Genomic DNA, 21,949 nt, shown 5'->3' with positions numbered 1-21,949 from the left:
AAGCTCCCAGCCCATCCTGAACCTTATGAAAAAGCTGTTCATACTTTTTGTTATCCTGACGCAGCTTGCTACCGCGCAGCAGTTGCGTAAGCCCGGTGAAAACGTGGCCATTCCAGTCGAGGCAGGTGCAGGTGAGCCCGATGCAGATCTTGAAAAGATCAGAGCACGCGTGATAGCCGACCTGCTTAAACCTGAGGTAATTGCGGCAAAGGTTGGGGATCTTGTCAAAACTCAAAAACAAGATGGTACCTGGCCCGGGATCAACTACACCGACGTATCCCGCACGGGCTTTGAACATAGCGTGCACCTCAACAATACGCTGGAACTGGCGCGTGCATTCAAGAAGCCAGGTTCTCCATTTAGCGGTAAACCGGAAGTGAAGAAGGCAGTTGCAAATGCGCTTGATTACTGGTTTGCCAACGATTTTATATGTGAAAACTGGTGGTGGAATGAAATGGGGACTCCTAATCTGATGATCAGTATTTTGCTGGTAATGGATGAGGATTTAACCGAAAACCAAAAGAAAGAGGGAGTAAGAATAGCCGGCCGGGCTAACCTGGAAGCTTCCGGAGCGCGGCCAGGCGGCGACCTGATCCAGATTGCAGGAATGCGCGCCAAGCAGGCGCTTTTCCAAAGAAATCCCGAGGTACTGGCCAGTGTAATGAAAGTGATTGTTTCGGAGATCAAGGTGTCCACCGGCCGGGGATTGAAGCCCGATCTGAGCTTTCATCACCGGACTGACAATGTAATCTCCACACTGGCTTACGGTACAGGTTACGCAAATGCATTCGCTTACTGGGCCGTGAAAACAGCAGGCACGAAATACAGCCTGCCCGACGAACCGATGAAGCTGCTGGTCGACTACTTTCTGGATGGGATTTGTCAGTCCCACATTTACGGAAGGTACCCGGATCCCGGAGCCGAAAACCGCGGAATTAGCCGGAAAGGTGCATTGAAGCCCGCCGGTCCGGAGCTGGCTGAAAACCTGCTTCTGGCCACTTCTTACCGAAAAGGAGAGCTTGAAAATATTGTCAGGATCAGAAAAGGAGAGGTGAAGCCCAACCTGACGCGCGATCGTTACTTCTGGCACTCGCATTACTACACCCACCAGCGTCCCGACTATTATGTGTCAGTGCGCATGCATAGCAAACGCGCCGCGAATATGGAGCAGCCGCACAATGAGGAGGGATTGAAAAACCACCATTACGGCGACGGAAGCAACTTTATCTCCCAGACTGGCAAGGAATTCGACGGCATTTTTCCGGTATGGGACTGGCAAAAAATACCGGGTGCCACAGTAGTTCAAAAGCCTGATGTAGCGCATTGGAAAGAACTTGCCAAACCCGGGCTGAATGACTTTACAGGCGGCGTCGCCGATCAACGTTATGGCGCCGCCTCATTCGACTTCGCCAGCGTACATGATCCATTGAAAGCTAAAAAGGCCTGGTTTTTCTTTGATAAGGAGTTTGTCAGTCTGGGCGCGGGCATTACCTCGGACGCAGAACACCCGGTTGCTACGACTTTGAACCAATGTTTGCTAACCGGCAAAGTAACTGTGAGCGCGAACAAACAAACAGCTGTTTTAAAAACCGGCGAGCATCAGCTGGAAGCGGCAGACTGGGTCGAGCACGATGGCGTAGCTTACCTTTTTACCAAACCGACGAAGCTGAATGTGAGCAATGTAACTCAAAAAGGTAGCTGGTGGCAGATCAATCACCATTCATGGGCTACCGACGAGGAGGTGAAGCAGGAGGTATTCAAGCTGTGGCTGGACCACGGCAGCAAACCCGCGGGCAGCAGCTACGAGTACATTGTTGTTCCTGGCATGAATGCAGCACAGATCGCCGCTTACAGAGAGCAGCTGCCTGTGCGCATTCTCGCGAACAGCCCCGAAATCCAGGCGGTACAGCACCAGGGCTTGGGTATCACACAAATGGTGTTTTACAAACCGGGTACACAAAAAATTGACGATCAGCTCACGATTACAGCAAAAGATCCGTGCATGGTGATGGTGAAAGCAAATGGGAATTCAGTGAAGCAGATCACTGTTTCTGACCCTACTGAAAAGTTGAGTTCACTTGAACTGGAAGTAAGTAAAACGCTCAGTGTGAGTTCAGATCTTGTTAAAGTAAGCAAAGGAAATTCGAAAGGAAGTACGCTGCTGAACTTCAAACTGCCCGCCGAAGGAATGGCGGGACAGAGTGTAACTCAGAATTTCAAATAAAGGGGATTACTGCTGATCAGTCCGCCGGTTTTCTTCATCATAAAACAAAAACAAATCCGTTCCCACCGGCTTGTAGCCCAAAGTACGGATCATATTGGAAAGCTGCCCGCGATGGTAGGTAGCGTGGTTGACAACGTGATGAAGCGTTTGCCAAAGCGGCATACTGTAAGGATCGCCCCGCTTCGTATTGAAATGCAGAATGGTATCCATGTGTCCGGCAAGTCGATTGTTGTAAACTGCGGCAATTTGCTCCTGGATAGTAGTCCAGATCCGATCGACACTTGCTGCGGTGGAGGTATCCCAGTCTGTTGGGACTGCTGCAAGTGGCTGATTATCCCACCGGTGAAGCCAGAGCCAGTCCGCTTCGAGCAGGTGTATCACGGTCAGTCGCAAAGAAGGAAAACTCCCGCCGAGTTCCAGATGGAATTCACTTGGCGGGAGTTCTTTCATCTGGGCCATTAATCTTCTGTTTGCCCACACATTGTAATCTAAGAGTTGTTTGTATCTGTCCAGCTCCACGGTTTTGTAAAAATTGAATGGTTCTACAAGTACAGCTTCAAGGCTTGCTAGTCAACTTTCCGCATCAGGTGAAGTGTCGGCATTTCGCTTAGCAAGGTATCCGCGCGGCTCACAAATTCTTTGATATAATGTTGTTGATTATGGTTGTCGAGACCAGCCTGGTTCTCCCATATCTCGTAAAAAACAAACACGTTTTCATCGTCGATCCCCTGATGCAGATCGTAAAGCACGCATGCAGGCTCTTTCCTGGTTTCGATCGCCATTTTTTCGAGAATCTCCTTTACCTCCGCTGTAAACTCCGGTTTGCTCTTGATTATCGCTGTTAGATACATTGACATATGTTCGAATTGTTAGTTTAACCTTGTGCCAATATATCCTGTGATTATCATTCTGAAAAGTATTTTCGCTGCCAAATACTCACTTGCTTGTGAGTACGACTTCCAGGTCGCTCAGATACAACTCATTAAAGCCGCGCCTTGCTGCTCACTTTGCTCAATTAGCATAATTCGTGAGCTGCAATAACACGCCGTGCAGCTCATTACTGACTTTGAGTTGACACGCCAGGCGGCTGTTATTTTGCGCGTCGGGGCGTGTTTCCAGCGTCATCAACTCTTCGTCCTGCGGTTCGGGAAGCTGATCTTGTCCTTTCAGGATCAGGCAATGGCAGTCGGCACAAAGCGCGAGCCCGCCGCAGGTTGCGCGCATTTCATAGTCATGGTTTTTCAGTGTTTCCATGAGGTTAGCCTCTTCGGCTTCCACCAGTTGCAGCGCTTTCTCCTGCCCCTGGCGATCAATTACTGTCAGCTCTATCATTTCAAAATGCATTGACGCCGTTTACAGTTGTGTACTTAAAGCTCAGTTTTTGTTCGGGATACACGTATTTAAAGGCACTTTGCGCCATTAAAGCTGCTTCATGAAATCCCGATAAAATCAATTTCAGTTTTCCCGTATATGTATTGATATCACCGATTGCGAATATCCCGGGAATGGAGGTGGAATAATCGTCGACATTCACTTCAATGGCGGATTTGTCGAGCGCCAGTCCCCAGTCGGCGATCGGGCCCAGCTTTGGTGTCAATCCGAAAAGCGGGATAAGGTGGTCGGCTTCGAGGTTGAATAGGCCGTTTTGTTTGGTGGAAACGGTCAGGGACTGCAAGTGCCCGTTGCCCGCTACTTCGGTGATCTGTGCTTCCAACAAGAGGCGGAGCTGTCCCTGGTGCGCCATTTCTACTACTTTTTCGGCGGAGTCCGGAGCACCGCGAAAGGTTTCTCCGCGATGTACCAACGTCAGTTCAGATGCAATGGGAGCCAGGAAGATTGCCCAGTCCAATGCCGAATCGCCGCCGCCGGAAAGTACCACCTTGCGGTTACGGAAGGTTTCTGGGTTTTTGACGAAATAGGAAATCCCCTTTCCTTCAAACTGCTCTAATCCATTGATCACAGGTTTTCGCGGCTCAAAACAGCCCAGCCCGCCGGCAATTACAACTACCTTGCAAAGAATGCTGGTATCGTCGTGTGTTTGCACCAGAAAACCGTTTTCCAGCTTGCTTACAGAGTCGACGCGCTCGCCCAGGGTAAACCCCGGCTTAAATGGGGCAATCTGCTCCATCAGGTTATCTACCAGCTGCTGCGCCTGAATGGACGGGAAGCCGGGAATATCGTATATAGGTTTTTGCGGATAAATTTCTGAGAGCTGGCCGCCCACCTGCGGGAGCGCGTCCACGAGGTGGCAGCGCATTTTTAACAAACCTGCTTCAAAAACAGCGAACAGGCCAACCGGCCCCGATCCGATAATACATATGTCAGTGGTGATCATTTTATAATGGCTAAATGTGCATTGGTTAGTCCAATGCAAAACTGCCACATTCCACTGCCAAAGGCCAATGAAGATTTGTTATTCTATATAACTAGATGTTATAATGACTTTTGCAAAAACGCATGAAAAGCTCACTGAGTGCCGACGTTTTTCCATGAAGATGTATAAACTGAAAATCGCGGTAAATTTCCAGGCCTTTGATGTCCAGGATCGTCAGCTCGTTGTATTTCAGCTCATTTACCACCGACTGGACGGACAGGAACGCGGCTGTTTGTGAATGCAGCAGGTACTGCTTGATCGCAATACTGCTTTCGAGCTCGATCTCAATCGTGAGATCACTGAACGCGAGACCTGCTTTTGTCAGCGCTTTCCGGAGCACGTCCAAAGTTCCGGAGCCAGCCTCCCGGAGTACCAGGGGAATGCTTGCCAGCTGTTTCAGACTGATCTCGCCCCATTTGGCATACTTGCCTTTGGTTTGTGTAACAAGCACGATCTCGTCTTTCACGAAGGGTGTGTAGCTGATCTGCGCATGAAAACCTGCGCCTTCCACGATCGCGATATCGACTGTCTCGTCCAGTATGTGTTTGGTTATAAGGTCGGTGTTGCCCTGGATGAATGTGAAAGAAAGGTTCGGGTAGCTTTTCTTGAAGAGCGCCAGCAGCTTAGGAAGTATCGTCTGCGCGACAGTCGTGCTCGCTCCGATGCGGATCGCGCCGCCATGCGCATGCGCCACCTGCGCGATTTCAGATTCCATTTCACGCGAAAGCTGAATGATTTTCCCCGCGTACCTGAGAAACAATGCGCCTTCTGTAGTAAGCCCGATCGTGTTGCCATTCCTGGTAAAAAGGCGGCAATTCAGCTGCTGCTCCATTTCGCGCACGTGCTTGGTCACGGCGGGCTGGGTGATGTTCAGTTCCAGCGCGGCTTTGGTGAAGCTGAGCTTCTGTCCGACGGTATACACTACCAATAGCCGGTAGTCCACGGTTTTCAATGCAATCATATTTCAATTTTAATAGTACCGGCCGCAGCCCCTGGCAGATTTAAATAACAGTAGGTTCAGCTTCACTGGACCGGATTACTATACGCATCCTGGCACAGCTTTTTAGCCGTCGCATTCTTCCTTTCTTCATTGAACACAAAAATTCATCAAAACTAAAGATCACCTATCATGAAAAACCATTATGGCTTTTGGAAAACGTTGCGGAGAGCTCCGGTATTAATGGCGGTTTGCGGCACGCTCGTTTTTGGTTGCAAAGAAGACGATAATTTCTGGGATGCTTTTATTCCGGAAACAGATGAAGAACCAACTTCTACCCAGATCGAAGGTTATGTGTTTTACCCGGCAGTTCAAAAGCCGACAGACGCAAACGTGGCACAACTGAGAGTACCGGCCGGTTTTACGATCAACAAGTTTGCCGAGGGGCTGGGTAAGCCGAGGATCCTGATTGCGCACAATGGCCACGTCTATGCTACCGACCGGGAAGCAGGGATTGTGATCATGCTTACTGATGCAAACAATGACGGGACTGCCGATGACAAGAAAACGGTAGCGAACATCAAGCAGGTGCACGGCCTTTCTGTTCATAATGGAAAAATGTATATGGTGGCTGTGAAGGAAGTGTATGTAGCTGATATTAACGCTGACGGGACACTTGGCCAGCCTACAATGCTGATCAATGATCTTCCCGACGGCGGTCAGCACCCCAACCGTACGATTGCATTCGGTCCCGACAATAAAATGTACCTCACGGTGGGCAGTACTTGTAATTCCTGCCCGGAACCTAATCCTGAAAATGCGACTATTCTCCGCGCTGATGAAGACGGGTCTAACCGGAAGATTTTTGCCAAAGGTTTGAGAAATACGATCGGTTTTGGCTGGCATCCTGAAACCAGCGAACTCTGGGGAATGGACCATGGAATCGACTGGCTGGGCGATGATGAGCAAAAAGAGGAAGTTAACCTGATCAAGCAGGGCGCAGATTATGGCTGGCCTTACATTTATGGAGAAGGCAAATACAACCCGGGCGACAGGCCGCAGGGCGACACTACTTACAAGCAGTATCTCGCCAAAACCACCTTGCCTGCGATGACCTACCAGGCACATTCGGCCCCGATGGGAATGGCATTTTATACTGGTGCCATGTTTCCGGGGGAGTACAAGAACGATGCTTTCGTAGCAATGCGCGGATCGTGGAACAGAAGTTCTCCGGTGGGGTACAAGATAGTTCGAATGCATTTTGAAAACGGCAAACCTGTACGCTTCGATGATTTTGTGACTGGCTTCATCGTCAACAACAACCGCGCACATTTCGGCCGGCTTGTGGGCGTAACCATTCACAAAGACGGATCCCTGCTCTTCTCCGACGATACGAACGGGGTAGTTTACAGGGTATCTTATAAATAAAACAAAGTAGCGACTGAACGCCACTTTGAATTAACACCAAACACGACTGTATTCAAATGGAAAATCAACAAAACCAGCATTTCGGAAGTGAGCGCGCTGTAACCCGGGACGGGCACAATGTAAGTTTATGGCAAAGAAATATGCATCTGGGGAACCAGAATGGCACTTTTGATCCCTCTTTCGTCTACGACGCATTAATCGTGGGAGCGGGCATTACGGGAATTACCGCCGCATTGCTGCTGCAGCGCGCCGGACGTAAATGCATTATTGCCGACGCGCATCACGCAGGTTACGGTACCACCGGCGGTACTACTGCACACATCAATACGTTTGCGGATAGCACTTATGCCGAAGTCGAGAGCGCATTCAGCGAGGAAGCTTCGAAACAGTTTGCCAAATCGATATCACAGTCCGTGAGCCTGATTACTGAGCTGGTAGACAAGTATGAGATCGAGTGCGAATATGAGCGCAAGAAGGCTTATGTATATGCGCAAACAGAAGATGAGGTAAAAGAGCTGGACGATATGCTGGAAAGCACCTTACGCGCTGGCGTGCAGGTGGAAGTTACCCAAAATGCACCTGCGCCGCAGCCATACCTGAAAGCGCTCGAATACGACCACCAGGCCCAATTTCATCCATTAAAATACATTCTGGCGCTGCAAAGGGAGTTTGTATCGCTGGGCGGGGTAGTGCTGGAAAACACACGGATAGAAGAAATTTCCACCGAAGATGAGGTACATACTGCGAAGTCGCCTGACAAGGAGATCAAGGCAAATGCGGTTTTTTACGCGACGCACATTCCGCCGGGCGGAGTGAATTTGCTGCACTTCCGTAATGCGCCTTACCGCAGCTACGTAATCGCCGCAACGCTTCGGGACGATGCTTATCCGGATGCGCTCGTCTATGATTTGAAAGATCCATATCACTACTTCAGAACTCATGAGGTGGACGGACAGAAATACCTGATAGTTGGCGGGCACGACCACAAAACAGGTCACGGGGATCCGGAGCAGTCTTTTGAAGATCTCATTAACTTCACCAAATCCTGCTACGAGGTGGCGGAAGTATCTTCCAAATGGTCGGCGCAGTTTTATGTGCCTACTGACGGGCTTCCTTACATCGGGCACTTACCTGGTGCATCGAAGGGCATTTACGCAGCGACGGGATACAACGGGAACGGGATCATTCTGGGCACTGTGGCGGCGATCGTAGTAAGCGATCTGATCATGCGCGGGGACAGCGAGTTTAAAGATCTTTTCGATCCGGGCAGGATTAAGCCGATTGCCGGATTTACCGAATTTATTAAAGAAAATGCCGACGTAGCAAACCGCTTTGTCGCAGACCGTATCGGCATCGACAAGATCGACTCTGTGGCGCAGCTCGCAATCGATTCCGGTGATATCGTGGAGTATGATGGTCAAAAGCTGGCGATTTACAAGGACTCCAAAGGACAGGTGCATGCACTTGATCCCGTTTGTACTCACACGGGCTGTATCGTAAAGTGGAATGGATCTGAGAAAAGCTGGGATTGTCCCTGCCACGGCGGGCGCTTCAATGCGCACGGGCAGGTGCTCACAGGCCCGACCCGCCTTGATCTGGAACAAGTCCCGATCGGGTCACAAAGCGAGGTTTAATTGAGAAGAGCAAATAAAAAGACCCGCCTGTAGCATTTGCCGCAAGCGGGTCTTTTTATATAGAACCAAATGTAAGCAGGCAACTACCGGCGCGTACGCAGGAATGCGATTGCAAGTACTGCAATCCCAGCTCCCAAAGCGATTTTCCGTGTGAATCCCACTTTATTGTATTTCAACTCTGACTTACCGCCGAGCTCTGAGAATACGTCGGGGAAATGTCCCTTGTTGATATCCTCGTGTATGCCCTCGATCATATTGACGCGGTCGGCCAGGAGCAGCAACAGCCAGTGCCTGATCATCGATTCGCTGAAAGTGAATGCATAACGGCGGATTTTGCCGCTTAAACCTTTCGGCGGATTGGGTGTTCCGAACACGGCAGTGAGCCCGGGGCGCTCGTTGGAATGTAGCACCTCCACAAGTTCCGGCTGCTGTGGCGGCCGCTCCCAGATCATGCCTTTGTTATCATTTTCAGTCCTTCTTTTCATTGGGTAAGCCGGCACGTCCAGCGGATCGGAATCAATTCCCCAACCATTAATGTGACTATAATCTTGTGCTGTCTTTTTCATATTGCTAATTATTTTCTTGCTGATGGTGGTATAAGGATTGGCTTAATGCAATTGTCCAGTTTGGCTGAAAAAATGTGGTAAGCATCCGAAACTTCTTCCAGCGGAATGCGGTGGGTGATAATGTCTTTCGGACTAACCCTGCCTGACTGAATGTGCTCGATCAGCTTAGGTAGCAGCCTTTTCACAGAAGCCTGGTTGGCGCGGATTGTGATCCCCTTGTTCACCACGTTTCCGATCGGGATCAGGTTTCCGGTTGGTCCGTACACACCGACGATAGATACGATACCTCCTTTTTTAACGGAATTGATCGCCCAATGCAGTGCCGTAGCAGAGCCGGATTGCAGCATCAGCTTACGTCCGGTAATGGTCTGCATGGCGTCCCCTGCAGCTTCGCAGCCCACGGCATCGATACAAACATCTGCGCCCATCCAGTCGGTTGTTTTCTTAAGAAACAATACTACATCTCCCAGCGAGCGGAAGTTGTACACTTCGCATTGCGCATAGTTTTTCACGAATTCGAGCCGGTATTCCAGGTGGTCTATCACGATTACCCTTCCCGCGCCGAAGAGCCAGGCTGATTTCGCCGCCATGATTCCCACAGGTCCCGCACCAAACACAACTACTGTATCCCCGGGCTTGATCCCGCCCATTTCAGCAGCCTGGTAGCCGGTTGGGAATACGTCAGTCAATAATACTGCGTCGTCATGGTCCATATCGTCAGGAATGATCATCGGGCCTACGTCAGCGTAAGGTACACGCACGTATTCTGCCTGTCCGCCATCGAAACCGCCGGCAGTGTGTGAATATCCGAAGATCCCGCCCACAGCAGTAGCTTCCGGGTTTGACTCGTGACAGTTACCAAAAAGTCCCTGCTCACAGAACACGCATTTACCGCAAGCAATGTTGAATGGAACCAGCACGTTGTCGCCCACTTTCAGGTTTTGAACTGAATCGCCGATCTCTTCTACAACCCCGATGAACTCGTGACCAAATGTGGTTCCTACCCGGGTGTCAGGCACGAGCCCATGGTACAAGTGAAGGTCGGACCCGCAGATACAGGAGCGTGTAACCCGAACGATCGCGTCACCGGAATGCTCAATTTTGGGCATCGGTTTACTGCGATCAGCTCTGACCCGGTACGGGCCTCTATAATTCATTGCTAACATAGTTTTACCGTTAATTGGTTGATGATGTTGAACATGTGAAACGGCCGGGTACTTAAAAAACTATTCCAGCGCGCCCTCGGGTATTAATATGCCACCGGTGAGCCGTTGGGAGTGCGCCACGGGCTGGAACGACTTTTTTAAATGGGGCGACAACGATATTGAATACCACAACTAAAACCACAACCAAGATGGCAACCAAGAAAAGTGCATCGAAAGCAAGCAAGCAGATCACCGAAGCAGATGGTGAAAAATTGAAAGAATTGTTCGTAGACGGCCTGAAAGATATCTATTGGGCAGAGAAAAACCTTGCGAAAGCATTGGTGAAACTGGCTAAGAACGCAACTTCAGAAGAGCTTAAATCTGCATTCGAGCTGCATACCACACAAACCGAAGAGCAAATCAAGACTGTTGAACAGGTATTTGAAATCATCGGCGAAAAGGCACAGGCTAAAAAATGTGCTGCAATGGAAGGCTTGATTGAAGAGGCTAACGAAATCATCGAGAGCACAGAAAAAGGCACAATGGTGCGTGACTGCGGCTTGATCATGGCAGCACAAAAAGTAGAGCACTACGAAATCGCATCTTACGGTACGCTCCGTAACATCGCAAGAACGCTGGGCTTCGAAGATGCAGCAACTCTTTTGCAACAAACGCTGGATCAGGAAGGTGAAACAGATCACATCCTTACCGAACTTGCAGAAAGCTATGTGAACGAGCAAGCTTCTGCTGAATAAGAAGCAATATTCATTTGAATACAAAAAAGCGAAGCTGGCCACATTAGGCCAGCTTCGCTTTTTTGCATATAAGTACTAAATGTCAGTATCCCGGATTTTGCGGTGCCAGGTTGGGGTTTACCTGTAGCTCCACACGGGGTATCGGCATCAGATAGTCTCGTGCCGCACTGAAATTGGGATGCGGTTCAAGTGAATTGGCACCTTTAAATACCACATCACCCAGCTTCCGGCGCTGGATATCGTACCACCTTTTGTACTCAAATGCGAGTTCAAGCCGACGTTCTTCCAGTACGAGATCGATAAAAGCCTGCTTGCTGAGTCCTGGTGCCACATTTGCCGGAAAGGCGGAAGGCTTGCCAGCCCAGTTGCGTGCCCTGGCGCGCACTTCGTTGACATACCCGATTGCCTCGGCAGTAGGTCCATTCACTTCCGCCGCTGCTTCCGCCGCGATCAGCAGGATTTCCGCGTACCGCATTGCCGAATAGTTGTGGTCGGAATCGCGGCCTTCTGCATTGGAGGTACCTGCAAAACGGGCATACTTGGCAATGTGTGGTCTTTTGGTATTTGCAAACTGGGTATATGGTACCAATTTACCGCCCACCAGGAGCGAATCATCGAAGCTAACCTCTTTCCGGTAGTCGTGCGGGTCCCAAGTATCGAACACTTTTTGGGATGGTACGATAACACTCCAGCCACTTCTTGGGGCATCGCCTCCACGTACTCCCGTCATCGGCGCCATAATATCATCATTCGCCCCACCATCGCCCGACTGTAATCCTAGGAAATCAATGGCAAATATGTGCTCTTTCAGGTTATTTGCCTGGGGTGCACGGAAAAGTGTCTGAAAATCTTCTTCCAGTGCGTATCCAAATTTGTCTTTATTATCGATTACCCACTTTGCTTCCGCGTACGCTTTGGCATAATCCTGCAATGTAAGATGCACGGAGGCGAGGTAAGCAGCAGCAGTTCCCTTTGTGGGGCGACTGCGCACATTGGCAGGCTGCTGATCAGGCAGGTTCTGTTTGGCAAACTCGAAATCAGCCAGGATACCGGCGTAAACCGTTGCTGCGGGTGTGCGCGTCAACTGCTTTACGGCAGCCGGATTGGTAATAAAGAAATCAATGTAAGGCACATCTCCGAACACGCGAACCAGGTGAAAATAGGAAAATGCACGTACGAACCGCGCCTCTGCGACCAGTGGATTGATTTCTGCCTCAGGTAATCCCAGCTGCTGGGCACCCGCGATAGCCGCATTCGTCGCGCTGATTACCTGGTACCAATATGGCCAGAACTGGTTGACCATGTTGTTGTTGTCGTCCATATTGAAGTCATTGACCTGCTGCCTTTCAGCGGGCGTGCCACGGTCGCCGATATCGCACATATCATCGCGCAACGACAGCGCTGACACGAATTGCCGGCCGTAAAGCCGCTCGGAGGCGATCCAGCCGTAAGCGCCTGAAATGGCTGTTTCGACGTCTTTCGGAGTTTTGAACAATGCCTCCGGAGCCAGCAGTCCGACTGGCTTTTCGGACAGATCAGCGCAATTCAGCAGCAGGGCAGGAAGCGCCAGAATGGCCAGCTTTTTCATGTATATTTTCATAAAATGCTTTTTTTAGGATTGGCAAAAAACTATAAACCGATGTTCAGGCCCACTGTGTAGGATTTCGCATTGGGATAGCTGGCGTAGTCAAGACCCAGGTTTCTGTTCCCGTCGGTGTCGCCTTCGGAAGAATAGTTAACCTCGGGATCGTAGCCTTTGTATTTGGTAAAAGTGAGAATGTTCTGTGCACTTACGTAAAACCGCAGCTTGCTGATCCTCAACTTTTCCAGTACCGGTTTTGGTAAATTATAACCTAACGCCAGGTTTTTCAGGCGGACGAAGCTTCCGTCGTACACCCAGCGCGTTGAAACCCGGCGCGTGCGGCCCGCCATTGCTTTGGGTACATTGGTGTTAGTATTCTCTGGTGTCCACCGGTTCAATGCTTCTGTGGTTGCATTGTTGATACCCGAAAGCAGGTTCAGCTCCATTAATGTGTAGCTCAGCAGATCATTGCCCTGCGAAGCCTGGAAGAATACATTCATGTCAAATCCTTTCCAGCTGAAATCGTTGTTGAGGCCCCAGGTAAATTTCGGGTGCGGATTTCCGATGATGGTGCGGTCGTCGCTGTTGAGCATTCCGTCAGGTTCGCCTGTGAGCTTTCCATTCGCATCTTTTTTACCATCAATATCCCTGAATTTCTCGCCGCCTGCTGCCACTTCAAAGCCGCCACCGGGAATGAAACTGTCATTTTGCTGATAAACCCCGTTGTAAAGCCAGCCGTAGAAACTGCCCACCGGCTGACCTTCGCGCAGTATCTGCGTTTGACCCAGACCTACCATGTGACCCGGCGCAGAGTTGTAGAAAATATCTGTCCCATTGGGCAGTTTCAGCACTTTATTGCGGTTGATCGAAAAGTTAAGATCTGTGCTCCATTTGAAATCCCCGATCAGGTTGCGTGAGTTAAAGGTGATTTCAAAACCTTTATTCTCAACAGAGCCGATGTTTTGCAGCTGGTTGGTATAACCCGAATACTGCGGCAGCGGCACGCTGAATAGCAGGTCGCTTGTAACCCGGCGGTAGTAGTCTAGCACCAGATTGATCCGGTTGTTGAACAGGCTCACGTCGGTGCCGATGTCAAATTGCTTGGTTGTTTCCCAGGTAAGATCGTCGTTAGCTACGGTAGTGGGGCGAACGGCATTGACTGCCACACCATTGATCACCGTGTACACATTCGAGAACCGCGCCATAGTCTGATATGGTGTAATCGCCTGGTTTCCGGTTAATCCATAACTTACGCGCCATTTCCATTGGCTGATCGCCCGCATGTTTTGCATGAAGGGTTCGCTCGACATTTTCCAGGCAAATGCTCCAGAAGGAAACATCGCCCATTTATTGTTTTTGCTGAAATTCGATGAACCGTCGCGGCGGATGTTGGCTGTGAAAAGATACCTATCCGCGAGCGAGTAAGTAATCCTTCCGTAAAGAGAAGCAAGCTGCCATTCGATCAGTTCGGAAGTCGGACTCTGCCAAACGGAAGATCCGCCGAGGTTCCAGAATGAAACTGCGTCTGTTATAAATGACTGTCCGGTACCGCCCCAGCGCTCGCTGGAAGAGGTTTGATAGGAGTAGCCCGCCATCACCGACAGGTCGTGGTTGGTGCCGATCTTCTTGTTGTATAACAAGTAGTTTTCATTCAGAAGCAATGTGCTTTTGGTTCCTGTTACTGTCGCGCGGCCGCCGATGTTGCGCCCGTCGTTCAATGTACCTGGCAGGTAAGTGCCCGCTCGGCCGCTGTTGGTAGTCGCGCCCAGTGTTACCCGTAATTTCAGGTCGTCCAGAATGCTGTATTCCGCGTAGAGGTTGCCCTGAATGCGATCGGTAAGTGACTGGTTTTCCAGCTGCGTGGCAATGGCGTAAGGATTGTCGATCGGGTCATTCAATCTAGCTACTGTAAACCTTCCGTTCGCGTCACGGATCGGCTGGTCGGGCTCAAACTTGAATGCGGAAGCTACTACGCCCGGCGTTAATCCCGAAGATCCTTCCTGTGTTTTGGACTGATCGCGCGAGACACGCTGCGCAAAGAGGTTCAGCCCCAGTTTCAGTCTTTTTGCGGCTTGTATATCAATGTTACTGGTCACCGAAAAGCGGTTGTAGCCCGAATTGATAATGATCCCTTTGTGGTCGTAAAGCGCGCCTGAAACGTAGTATTTTACATTATCCCCGCCACCGGCAATGGAAAGCTGGTAATTCTGAATACCGCCTTTTCTGAAAATCTGGTCCTGCCAATCGGTATCTGCCCCTTGTGTTACTACATTGGGCCGGGCCTCCTGTACGTAGCTGAGGAACTGGGATGCATTCAGGAGGTCGAGACGGTTGATCTCTGTTTGGGACGAAAACGAGGTGTTGAAGTCAATTTTAGGTTTACCTGAAACACCCTTTTTAGTAGTGACCATTATCACCCCGTTTGCACCACGCGAACCATAGATAGCTGTCGCAGATGCATCTTTCAGGATTTCAATGGATTCGATATCCTCGGGAGGCGGTATGGCGCCGCCAACAAACCCGTCAACCACATAAATGGGATCGCTGCTTGCATTAATGGAGCTGCTGCCTCTCACACGTACTTTAAATGTAGAACCGGGTTCGCCATTGTTGGCCTGGATCTGCACCCCGGCCGCGCGGCCCTGCAAAGCCTGCACTGTGCCCAATGCCGGATATGCCGTAATTTCCTCTGCTTTCACAGATGATACCGAGCCGGTCACGTCACTTTTCTTCACCGTTCCATAACCTACCACCACGATCTCTTCCAGCGATTTGTTGTCTGTTTTCAGACTGACATTGATCTGCGTCTGGCTGCCTACCACTGCTTCATGCGAGGTATAACCCACAAAACTGAATACCAAAGTCGCATTTCCGTCGGGTACCTGAATGGAGTAATTTCCGTCGGCATCTGAGGATGTTCCCACCTGTGTTCCTTTGACGAGGATGTTCACGCCGGGAAGCGGCTCGGAGTTTTGAGCGTCGGTGACTCTTCCTTTGATCGTGATTTCCGCTGCGCCAGGCTGCTGCGGCGCAGTAATATTCATGCTGCTTGCTTCGCCGGTTTTCTCACCCGGTTTTACGACAATATTCTTTCCCTTCACTTCATACACCAGACCTTGCGGTGTCAGAATGCCGCTGAGTACCTCAGAAAGCGGCTTTGCTTCTGCCGAGAAGGATATTTTCCGGCTAGCCTGTATCAGCTTCGAGCTGAATACGAAACGTACGTCTGCCTGCTTTTCGATCTTTTTCAATGCCTGGCTAAGCTCTTCCGCGTTTACGTTCACGGTGATCTTTCTGCCAAGCAGCTCCTGTGCGCCTGCGGGACTGGCGATCGCTTGGCTGAAAAAGCACATGGCGAGGCAGATTTGTAACAGACTGATCCGCAGCAGCAAGAGGCAATGCGGGGATTGTACCATTTTGTTCATACTTACTGAATTGATTAAGTGTTTAGAATTGTCTTTCACATTTCCCCGCAACCTTTCCCGTCTACAACAATCCGCCCGTCGATCACCTCATAGCTGGCGCTTACTGCGTTGCATATCAAATCGAGTTGTTCGTACAGGGACAGGTCGGTGAGCGTGGCGGTTACCGGGCAATGTTTCATTGTTTTTTCATCGAAAATGATGTCTATACCATAGGCTTTTTGCAGGGTTTTGAAGATGTCAGAAACTGGGGAATCATTGAAATTAAAGTTGATAACCTCGTCAGGCGCAATAACCAGCTCGGGGTCGGCGACGAGGGTTTTGGTCATTTTCACACTTTCATGTGCCAGTACGATCTGCTGGTTAGGTTCGATGACCACGCCCCCTTGCTCGCTTACTTCATCGCCCGGGCGGAGGTTCTTTTCTCTGGCAAATACGGCTACGCGGCCCGTTTTTACTGAAACAACGGCATTGCGCTCGCCGTCGAATGACCTGACGTGGAAGCTGGTACCCAGTACTTTGGTAACGAGCTTTCCGGCAAAAACATAGAATGGACGGCCTGGCTGCCGGGCTACTTCGAAGAATGCGCCGCCACTGAGGTGCACTGTTCTTTTGGTTGATGAAAAATGATCGGGATAACTGAGTTTGCTGTCGGGCGAGAGGTATACCACACTGCCATCAAAGAGCTTGACGCGCAAAGTTGCATCGCCGGTGTTTGCAACTGTCCGTAAGCCCGCTTCTGCAAACATGTTTTCATCTGCCTGTCTGTTTTGATTTTTACTGAAAAACCAAACAAAACCGATGGTTAGCAGGCAAATACAAGCCGCACGGAACCAGAAGGTTGCCGAAAACCATAACTGCTTTTTTGCAGACCGGGTCTCGGGATATTCATCAAAATGATTGAGGATGGTTGAAATCGCCCTGTTTTTATCAGCTTCCGACAAGTGAGCGGGAGTGGGGCCGATTGATTTGACCAGCTCACGCGCCCGGTTCACCGTCTCCGCTTTTTGCGGGTTGTCGGCCAGCCAGCTTTCCCATCGAGCGTGATCTTGCGGGCTGGGCTGCAATACCCACCGCCTGAATGCATCGTCCCACAAGAAATCTTCTGCCGAGAAATTTTGGTATTCTTTCATGTCCGGATTTGACCTTTCAAATACCATTAGACACGAGGACTGGGCAGATACTGTCTTAACTTGGGTTTATTTCGAATTTTTTCAAAAAAATTATTGGAATAATAATGCGAGGAATACGGATATGGCGGGCTTCCATTGTTCGCGAAGCCACTTAAATGCAGATTGAAGCAGGTTGGACACTGACTGCGGGCGTATGTGCATGATACCGGCGATCTCGTCCCGGTCGAGGTCCTGGAAAAATCGCAGGTATATCACTTCTTTTTGCCTCGCCGGAAGCGCATTCATGAGCGAAGTGATTTGCTGCGCCAAATGCCGGTTTTCTTCGGAAATGATGAAGTAGTACTCAGAACTGAACTCTATATCGAAATCAAATCCGTGATCCACTCCGCTGTCAAGCAGCCAGTTGCCGCGCTGACCGAGGCGGTGGAGGCGCCTGCGCAGGGAGGCGAGCAGATAGGGTTTGGGGGGAATGCTGGCATTTACAGTTGCCCTTTTTTCGAGAATTCCCAGGAAAACGTCCTGTATCGCATCTTTTACGAGTTCCGGGTCCCGGGTGAATTTCTGACCGTATTGGTACATTAGATCGTAAGTCCCTTCGAGCAGCTTCTGGAACGAAGCCCGGTCGCCGGCCAATGCAGCTTGCCAGTACTGCGTGATCTCGTTCTCTGAAAGTGAACCGACGTTGAACGTTTTCATCCAAAGCTTTGATTGGAACCGCCGGGTATGCAGCGGTTCCAATCAAAAGACTTCGGGCTTTGGAAAGTACCCGTTATTCTTGTATAAGTTTTATCACTTTCCGATAATATCTTCCCAGCGATAGTAGTGGAAAACCTTTCCTTCTGACATTACTACGAATAATCCTTTTGAGAAAGTCGCATTCAATGCTTTACTGGTTACGTCGGAACCGTCGCTCTTGTGGGCTGCTACCTTTATAATCCTGAGCGGCTTATGAAAATGCGGGTTTTCTTTTGAACCTTCGCGGCTGAAAATGTGGAACCGGTCGGCGCCCTGGTCGGACACAAGCAGATAGCCCGTTTTATCACCCGTTTTGTAGATCGAAATACCTTCATTGTCCTCTGCAAAACCTGTATTCGGGATCAATGCCAGCTCGGTACTGCTGCTGTCCGGGTGCGCGTAATATTTGCGTACGCCCACTTGCTCGTCGGAATAGTAGATATACCCCAGCTCGTTATCTACGGCGACAGATTCTATTTCTTTCTTGCCACTGTATTTACCAAATTTTCGAACAACCTTGCCATTCACATTTCCTTTCGGATCACCAGAGAGCTCGTATTGCCAGAGATAACCGTCCACAGGGCCAGATTTTCTGCTTACGATCGCGAAAATAGCTTTGTCAGCCGGCCGCGTGTACAGCGAAATCCCCATTGGGTCGCGTTCGGTTTCTCCTGCAAACACTTCAATTCCTCCATTGTCGATCGGTTTCAGGTCAGGCAGGCTGAATACGCGGATTTTGTTGGCTTTGCGCTCGGTAAGTACCGCAATGTCAGTCAGTTTCCCATTGATTTTAAGTCCGTAAGCGACGTCAACGTTATTAGGTCTTTGAAGATTGCGGACCACTTTATCAGCAATCATTTTTCCATTCAGGTCGAATACATACAGCGCGCCGTCTTCATTCTTGTCGGTACCGAGCACCAGGCTTTTCGCCGGGTCGGCAGGATTGATCCAGATCGCCGGATCGTCGGTATCGTGCTTGACAGAATCGGTAACGATAACTGGCTGGATCGCTTTGGTAGTATCAATCTGAACACGATCAGCAGATGCAGTTTGTTCATTCGGCTTGCTGCTGCACGAAGCCAGGATGATTATTGACGTAAAATATATTGGAAGAAATATAACTTTCATGAAGGTGTTTTAAGCGTTACTATCTGGTTAAATCGAATTTCAGTCCCATGTTGAAGCGCGGGCGGTAGTACTCTGCCTGCACTGTCCGGGAAGAAATGCTCTGGTAGTAACGCAGCGGCTGGTTGGTCAGGTTGTTTGCTTCTGCGAAAACGCGGAGGGTTTTGGTGATTTTGTAGGCTGCATTGGCATCGAGGAAAAACTGCTTGTCGTAATAGATATCATCAAATTCATTGCCTCCGAGTTCGTCCAGGTAAGCAGCAGTGTAGTTGGCAGACAAACGTGCCGAGAACTTCCTGTTTTCCCAGGAAAGCGATGCATTGAACATGTGAGGTGCAGTTCCCGGCAAAGTTACGCCAGTCCTCACGTCGCCATCTTCATTGTATACACCATTCGCAAAAGATTTGGTATAGGTATAATTGGCGTAGACTCCGAAGTATTTCCAAAAACCTGGAAGGAAATCCAGCTGGCGCTGAAATGCAGCTTCAATCCCGAATACATTCACGCTTTCCCCATTTCTTGACTGGTAAAAATCCCAGGTCTCACCAGCCCCTATCGGGTTAACCTCGCCTGGAAAATCTGCTGCGAAGCTCGCTGTGGTATATTGCTGATTCCGGTAAGTGTAAATGAAATTTTTCAGGTTCTTGTAAAAAGCACCTGCTGAAAACAAGCCCACAGAACGGAAGTAGTTCTCGGCCATGAAATCGAAATTCCAGGAGTAAGTTGCTTTCAGATTCGGATTACCGGCAGTGATCTCGCGGTCGCCGGGAATTATGCTGATATAGGGAGCCAGCGCATAGTAGTTGGGGCGGGCCAATGCAGTAGTTACTGCTGCACGGAGGATCAGGTCTTCGGTCGCTTTTAGCTTAAAGGAAACCGATGGCATTACATTCAGGTAATCGTTTTTCACGGTGCGCGTACCAGTAAGCTCCTCTTCGTCGGTGATCAGGTTACCTGTGTAGTCAATGGAAGTATTTTCGAGACGCGCTCCCAGGATCATGGAAAGCTTATCGGTAAAGTCCTGATCCCATCTCACATATCCTGCAACAATGTTTTCTTTTGCATTATAATTGGCTCCTAAAAACTCGCTTGCAACTGCCTCCTGCTCAAACTGGCCGGCATTGGTAAGGTCGAGGGTTCCCAGATAGTTTTTACTCGTGAAAACCCCGGGTACCAGATGTGAGCCGGCTTGAAAATTGTTCCCAGCCCAGTTTACCGTGCCCGTACTTCCAAGAGTACTGATCATATCTTCGCTCACGGGTGAGTATTCGTAAAATACATTGTTGCGCTCTTTGTTCTTGACGCGCAATCTTCCGCCCACTTTCAGCCGGCCTTTCTGGTCAGCCACAATGGAGAATGGAAAGCGGAAATTCACTTTTGCTCCCAACTCAGATTCTTTTGTAAAATCGTGATTTTCGGAAATCTCGTTCAGCCCCAATGATCCCTGGTCCAGATCCGGTGCCGTAAAGAGCGGAGCCCGGCTGTCGCCATTGAATACCAGCGCATTGCCACCTTCGCGGAAGTTGATGTAGCGTTCGTTTGGCCTGTCTTCACTGGCAGTGGAGTAGCTTACGCTCCAATCCATGTCCACTTTCGGCCCCAGCAAATGCTCACCTTTGACTGAGTAGTTCTGCACGCGCTGGTCTTCCAGGCGGGTTCCCTTGTTGAGGCTATTCTCGATCCCACCTTTGGTTTGCCTGCCCACGCGGCCTTCATACCCGGTAATATTGTTCGCTTCATCGTAGATCGGCTCGATGTCATCAATACTCAGGCGGTACCTGTTCTCGCGATCGTAGCGCCAGTTGTACATGGCGTTGGCAGTAATGGTGTGGTTTTGGCTTAGTTTGAAGTCAAAAGAGGCAGAAAGACTGCGACGGATCCGCTGCACATCATACTTGCGGATCTGGCTTTCGTTGACGTAAACATTACCAAAATCGTCCTGCTTCCAGGAAGCCTCTACGTTATCGGATCCGTAGTTATTGTTATTGTAAGAGCCGCTTAATACCATTCCAATCGCGTTTTTGGCAAAACGGTTGGCGTAAACAAAGCCGCCTGTATACAGTGCTTTGCCGCGGATCGGGTTATAGCCGCCCGACAATGTCGCAGAAATGCGCTGTCCATTCGGGGCCGCGCGTGTGACCAGGTTAACCGAGCCGCCAATTGCATCCGCATCCAGGTCGGGCGTGAGTGTCTTGTTAACTTCGATCGTGGAGATCATATCAGAAGGGATCAGGTCCATTTGCACGCGGCGATTATCGCCTTCGGCAGATGGAATGCGGTCGCCGTTCATCGTGACGGAGTTCAGTTCAGGTGCCAGACCGCGTATAATGATGTTCCGCGCTTCGCCCTGGTCGTTTTGCATGGTAATGCCGGGTACACGCTTCAATGCATCACCAATGTTAGCATCCGGAAAGCGGCCCACCTGATCGGAGGAAATGATATTGGTGATATTCTCATTATTGCGTTGCTGGTTCAGTGCTTTGGCTTGACCTTTCAGCCGATCGCCGAGCACTACCACTTCATTCATATCCAGTCCGCCTTCCTGCATGATCAGCTCGGCAGCCGTAACTTTGCCATTCTCCACGGCGATCTCCTGTTGAAAAGTCCGGTATCCCATATAGGTGGCTTCCAGCTTGTAGGTGCCGGGCTGCACATTCAGGAATTCAAATTTTCCCCGAACATCCGAAATGGTATATTGATTTCCTGGTGTAATTCTCAGCGTTGCTCCCGGAAGTGACAGCTTTTGAGCGTCCATGATAGTTCCGGTAATAAGGCCTTTCTGAGCGACTGCTTCGTATTGCAGCGTGAAGAAGAGGGCAATAAGGAAGGTGAGTTTTGTAAAATTAAATACAGGCATAATTCCTCGTTTGATTGATCGACAAAGATCCG

General features: G+C 50.0%; 17 protein-coding genes. 4 read left to right on the top strand and 13 right to left on the bottom strand.

The window, feature by feature from the left end; translation table 11 throughout:
- The first annotated feature begins 25 nt into the window (after positions 1-25).
- A complete protein-coding gene (locus Q369_RS0106335) occupies positions 26-2,224 on the top strand; it encodes a polysaccharide lyase family 8 super-sandwich domain-containing protein (protein WP_051663944.1) in 2,199 nt (732 codons plus the stop codon).
- 6 nt (positions 2,225-2,230) lie between these two features.
- Here the strand turns inward: Q369_RS0106335 and Q369_RS0106330 are convergent, their stop codons facing one another.
- From Q369_RS0106330 to Q369_RS0106310, 5 genes are all read right to left on the bottom strand, one after another.
- On the bottom strand, positions 2,231-2,743 hold the full coding sequence (locus Q369_RS0106330) for a DinB family protein (RefSeq protein ID WP_157488074.1): 513 nt from the start codon (positions 2,741-2,743) through the stop codon (positions 2,231-2,233).
- A gap of 47 nt (positions 2,744-2,790) precedes the next feature.
- Complete coding sequence (locus Q369_RS0106325; protein ID WP_031526963.1) at positions 2,791-3,081, bottom strand: putative quinol monooxygenase; 291 nt, start codon at positions 3,079-3,081, stop codon at positions 2,791-2,793.
- Positions 3,082-3,235: 154 nt separating this feature from the next.
- Entirely contained in the window at positions 3,236-3,568 is a 333-nt protein-coding gene (locus tag Q369_RS0106320) for a 2Fe-2S iron-sulfur cluster-binding protein (protein ID WP_229206757.1), read from the bottom strand.
- Complete coding sequence (locus tag Q369_RS0106315; RefSeq protein WP_031526961.1) at positions 3,558-4,559, bottom strand: NAD(P)/FAD-dependent oxidoreductase; 1,002 nt, start codon at positions 4,557-4,559, stop codon at positions 3,558-3,560. Before Q369_RS0106315 ends, Q369_RS0106320 begins: the two co-directional genes overlap by 11 nt.
- A gap of 91 nt (positions 4,560-4,650) precedes the next feature.
- Positions 4,651-5,559, bottom strand: a complete 909-nt coding sequence (locus Q369_RS0106310; RefSeq protein ID WP_031526960.1) for a LysR substrate-binding domain-containing protein — start codon at positions 5,557-5,559, stop codon at positions 4,651-4,653.
- 168 nt (positions 5,560-5,727) lie between these two features.
- Between Q369_RS0106310 and Q369_RS0106305 the strand changes: the two genes are divergently transcribed.
- Together Q369_RS0106305 and Q369_RS0106300 are read left to right on the top strand one after the other, a co-directional pair.
- Positions 5,728-6,963, top strand: a complete 1,236-nt coding sequence (locus tag Q369_RS0106305) for a PQQ-dependent sugar dehydrogenase (RefSeq protein WP_229206756.1) — start codon at positions 5,728-5,730, stop codon at positions 6,961-6,963.
- A 56-nt stretch (positions 6,964-7,019) separates the two neighbouring features.
- Positions 7,020-8,597 carry an FAD-dependent oxidoreductase gene (locus Q369_RS0106300; protein ID WP_035333102.1) on the top strand — a complete coding sequence of 526 codons (1,578 nt, stop codon included), beginning with the start codon at positions 7,020-7,022 and terminating at the stop codon, positions 8,595-8,597.
- Positions 8,598-8,680: 83 nt separating this feature from the next.
- On the opposite strand, the gene Q369_RS0106295 is transcribed toward Q369_RS0106300, so the two are convergent.
- Both Q369_RS0106295 and Q369_RS0106290 read right to left on the bottom strand, forming a co-directional pair.
- Positions 8,681-9,163 (bottom strand): hypothetical protein, encoded by a 483-nt coding sequence (locus tag Q369_RS0106295; RefSeq protein ID WP_035333100.1) that lies wholly within the window; start codon positions 9,161-9,163, stop codon positions 8,681-8,683.
- A gap of 8 nt (positions 9,164-9,171) precedes the next feature.
- A complete protein-coding gene (locus tag Q369_RS0106290; RefSeq protein WP_031526956.1) occupies positions 9,172-10,329 on the bottom strand; it encodes a zinc-dependent alcohol dehydrogenase in 1,158 nt (385 codons plus the stop codon).
- Between the two features lie 188 nt (positions 10,330-10,517).
- Between Q369_RS0106290 and Q369_RS0106285 the strand changes: the two genes are divergently transcribed.
- Positions 10,518-11,063 (top strand): YciE/YciF ferroxidase family protein, encoded by a 546-nt coding sequence (locus tag Q369_RS0106285; RefSeq protein ID WP_031526955.1) that lies wholly within the window; start codon positions 10,518-10,520, stop codon positions 11,061-11,063.
- An 82-nt stretch (positions 11,064-11,145) separates the two neighbouring features.
- On the opposite strand, the gene Q369_RS0106280 is transcribed toward Q369_RS0106285, so the two are convergent.
- From Q369_RS0106280 to Q369_RS0106255, 6 genes are all read right to left on the bottom strand, one after another.
- Entirely contained in the window at positions 11,146-12,663 is a 1,518-nt protein-coding gene (locus Q369_RS0106280) for a RagB/SusD family nutrient uptake outer membrane protein (RefSeq protein ID WP_031526954.1), read from the bottom strand.
- Positions 12,664-12,692: 29 nt separating this feature from the next.
- A complete protein-coding gene (locus Q369_RS0106275) occupies positions 12,693-16,070 on the bottom strand; it encodes a TonB-dependent receptor (protein WP_229206755.1) in 3,378 nt (1,125 codons plus the stop codon).
- Positions 16,071-16,105: 35 nt separating this feature from the next.
- Positions 16,106-17,200, bottom strand: coding sequence for a FecR family protein (locus Q369_RS0106270; protein WP_031526952.1), 1,095 nt, complete (start codon positions 17,198-17,200; stop codon positions 16,106-16,108).
- A gap of 90 nt (positions 17,201-17,290) precedes the next feature.
- Positions 17,291-17,896: an RNA polymerase sigma factor gene (locus tag Q369_RS0106265; RefSeq protein ID WP_031526951.1), complete on the bottom strand. Its 606-nt coding sequence runs from the start codon at positions 17,894-17,896 to the stop codon at positions 17,291-17,293.
- A gap of 93 nt (positions 17,897-17,989) precedes the next feature.
- Positions 17,990-19,063, bottom strand: a complete 1,074-nt coding sequence (locus Q369_RS0106260; protein WP_031526950.1) for a phytase — start codon at positions 19,061-19,063, stop codon at positions 17,990-17,992.
- Between the two features lie 19 nt (positions 19,064-19,082).
- On the bottom strand, positions 19,083-21,917 hold the full coding sequence (locus Q369_RS0106255) for a TonB-dependent receptor (protein WP_031526949.1): 2,835 nt from the start codon (positions 21,915-21,917) through the stop codon (positions 19,083-19,085).
- Positions 21,918-21,949: the final 32 nt, after the last annotated feature.

Origin of the sequence: Dyadobacter crusticola DSM 16708, from assembly GCF_000701505.1 — a bacterium.
GTDB lineage: Bacteria > Bacteroidota > Bacteroidia > Cytophagales > Spirosomataceae > Dyadobacter > Dyadobacter crusticola.
Note: the sequence above shows the minus strand (reverse complement) of the source record. Positions and strands in the feature narration are given on the sequence as shown.